This window comes from Blautia sp. AM28-27, assembly GCF_003480905.1.
Lineage (GTDB): Bacteria > Bacillota > Clostridia > Lachnospirales > Lachnospiraceae > Fusicatenibacter > Fusicatenibacter saccharivorans.
On record NZ_QUJK01000035.1, the window covers coordinates 301 to 3,408 of the forward strand.

Sequence of the window (3,108 nt, forward strand, 5' to 3'; positions counted from 1 at the left end):
AACGGGAGAAGCCGGAAACCCCTTAGTTTACTAAGGGCGCAATTATACACCACCCAGAGGTTGGTGCATTGCGTTCTCCGAAGGCTCCTCGCCGGAGGGCTGTGATTTTCCGCAGTCATGGTCTGCTCCAAATCAAACAGGGGACGCTACGCTTCCCCTGCGCTGGCTGCCGCCAGCTACCCTTTTGTGGACTTGCCATCTGGGGACACCTTGCGCTGTAAGCTGTTCCCAGCCGACAAGTTTCATAAAATATGCTATCTTTTCGATAGCCAATGAAGTATAATGAAGATGACAACAAATCGGTATTTACAGGAGGATACTATAATGAATTTTACAATCAGACCATATAGGCAAGGTGAAGAACAATATGTTGCGAACCTTCAAAAATCCCTCTATTCAACTGAATACTTATGGGGACCGAGCTTCACCGATTACGCCATGAAGATTGCAATAGATTTTGCAAAAGGCAAGAAGAATGAGCGAGAGGAATTGTTTGTTGCCGATTGCGATGGTGTTTTAGCCGGATGCGTCATGCTTTGCCAAACGGATGATCCTTCCATTGGGCAGCTACGGCTTTTCGCTGTTGAGAAGGATTACCGACGCTATGGTATCGGTTCGGCATTGATTGCCACTTTTATGCAAAAAGCCAAGGATTCCGGGTACCAGAAAATCATTCTCTGGACAGCCAGTCCGCTTACTGACGCCATTCGGCACTACGAAAAGTTAGGCTTTAAGGCAACTGAGTCGGTAGAAAATACTACATGGAATACGGATGGTACTCCTTTAGATGAAATTAAAATGGAATTGTCTTTCTGACAGCTTCCAGTTTGCCACCCACACATCGGGTCAACTTGTCCTGAACTTTTACAACTAAATACCCGCCGCCCACACAGCGGCACACCAAGCAGGAAATCTGAAAAAGGTTGCCTGCTTTTTTTCTGCCCAAAATGAGGTGCTAAAACGCCACCTCATCCACCAATCACAGAAAGGAGGGACACGAAATGCCCTGTCCACATAACGAAATCACGATTGTTCAGCGCAGCCAACGGCAGTCTGCGGTTGCCGCCGCTGCTTACCAGAGCGGCGAAAAGCTGTTCTGTGAATATGACCAGCAAGTGAAGCACTACCCGGAAAAGCGTGGTATCGTCCACAATGAAATCCTGCTCCCGGCAAATGCCCCACAGGAATATGCAGACCGCAATACTTTGTGGAACGCCGCCGAAGCGGTGGAAAAACAATGGAACTCCCAGCTTGCAAGGCGGTGGGTGCTTACCATCCCCAGAGAGATACCGCCCGACCAGTATGCTGTCCTTGTCCGGGAGTTTTGTGAACAGCAGTTTGTTTCCAAAGGCATGATTGCTGACTTTGCCATCCATGACCCCCATCCGCCGGGACACAATCCCCACGCCCATGTCCTGCTCACTATGAGGGCAATGGACGAACATGGGAAATGGCTTCCCAAGAGCCGCAAGGTTTATGACCTTGACGAGAATGGGGAACGGATAAAGCTGCCATCTGGCAGGTGGAAAAGCCACAAGGAGGATACGGTGGACTGGAACGACCAGAAATATTGTGAAATCTGGCGGCATGAATGGGAGGTCATCCAGAACCGCTATCTGGAAGCCAATGACCGCCCGGAGCGTGTGGACTTGCGTTCCTATGCCAGACAGGGGTTTGATATAGTCCCCACTGTCCATGAGGGAGCGGCTGTCCGGCAGATGGAAAAGCGTGGCATCCAGACGAATATCGGAAACCTGAACCGGGAAATCAGAGCCGCCAACCGCCTGATGAAGTCCATCCGGCAGCTTATCCACAACCTCAAAGGCTGGATTGCCGAGCTGGGAGAAAAACGGAAGGAGTTGCTTGCACAAAAAGCGGCGGAGGAAGCGACACTTCTTCCCAATCTGCTGATGAAATATATGGAGATACGAAAGGAAGAACGGAAGGACTGGACGAGGGCTGGACAGAACCGGGGGACTTCACAGGACTTAAAGGCAGTCAGCGAAGCCCTGTCCTATCTCCGGCAAAAGGGGCTTTCCACTGTGGAGGACTTAGAAGCGTTTCTGGAATCTTCCGGGAAATCAGCCGCAGATTACCGCAATCAGATGAAGCCAAAGGAAGCCCGCAGCAAAGCGATTGACGGGATTCTTGCCAGCCGGACAGACTGCAAGGAATGTAAGGCTGTCTATGAGAAGTACCAGAAGATATTTTTCAAGAAAACAAAGGAGAAATTCAAACAGGAACACCCGGAGGTTGCCCGGTATGAGAAAGCCGCTGACTACCTTGCCAAGCACCCGGACGATAAGGACAGTACCCAAAAGGAGCTGCAAGAGGAGCAGGAAACGCTTCTCAGCGAAATCGCAGAACTGAAAGTACCGCTGACCGAGGTACAGGGGGATTTGAAGAAGTTGCGGGACATCCGCTACTGGGTACGGAAAGCCACACCCGGCACAGAGGAAAGCAAAGAGCCGCCCAAGAAGCAGCCCATCAAAGAAGTCTTGCAGGATAAGGCTGACGAGAAAAAAGCACAAAGAACCGCCCCGGCACAGACGAAACACAGACAACAGGATATGGAACTTTAACAGGCACCTGCCATTTTCAATCAGAGAATGTCAGGTGCTTTTCTTATTTTCAAGGAGGGATAGATTTGAATGTATTTGAAGCTGTGAAGCAGTCCATTACAACAAGACAGGCTGCGGAGCATTATGGAATCCATGTAGGTCGGAACGGGATGGCTTGCTGCCCGTTCCATAACGATAAAACCCCAAGCATGAAGCTGGATCGGCGTTACCACTGCTTCGGCTGCGGTGCGGATGGTGATGTGATTGATTTTGCCGCCACCCTGTATGGGCTGGGAAAGAAAGAAGCCGCCGTACAACTGGCAAATGACTTTGGCCTTTCCTATGAGGACTGGAAGCCGCCGGGAAAGGCAAAAAAAACCAAGCCCCGGCAGAAATCCCCGGAGGAGCAGTTTCAGGAAGCAAAGAGCCGCTGCTTCCGTATTCTTACCGACTATCTCCACCTGCTCCGGGCATGGAGAAAGGAATATGCCCCGCACTCCCCGGAGGAAGCCTTTCATCCCCGGTTTATAGAAGCCTTACAGAAGCA

At 50.8% G+C, this 3,108-nt stretch carries 3 protein-coding genes; all 3 read left to right on the top strand.

The annotated features are described in order from the left end of the window. The first annotated feature begins 324 nt into the window (after positions 1-324). Positions 325-816 (top strand): GNAT family N-acetyltransferase, encoded by a 492-nt coding sequence (locus DW743_RS17750; protein WP_158568595.1) that lies wholly within the window; start codon positions 325-327, stop codon positions 814-816. A gap of 185 nt (positions 817-1,001) precedes the next feature. Beyond that, positions 1,002-2,582 (top strand): MobQ family relaxase, encoded by a 1,581-nt coding sequence (mobQ, locus tag DW743_RS17755; protein ID WP_117762282.1) that lies wholly within the window; start codon positions 1,002-1,004, stop codon positions 2,580-2,582. Positions 2,583-2,647: 65 nt separating this feature from the next. Further along, positions 2,648-3,108, top strand: a 461-nt coding sequence (locus tag DW743_RS17760) for a CHC2 zinc finger domain-containing protein (RefSeq protein ID WP_118760272.1), incomplete at its 3' end; no start/stop codon positions are given.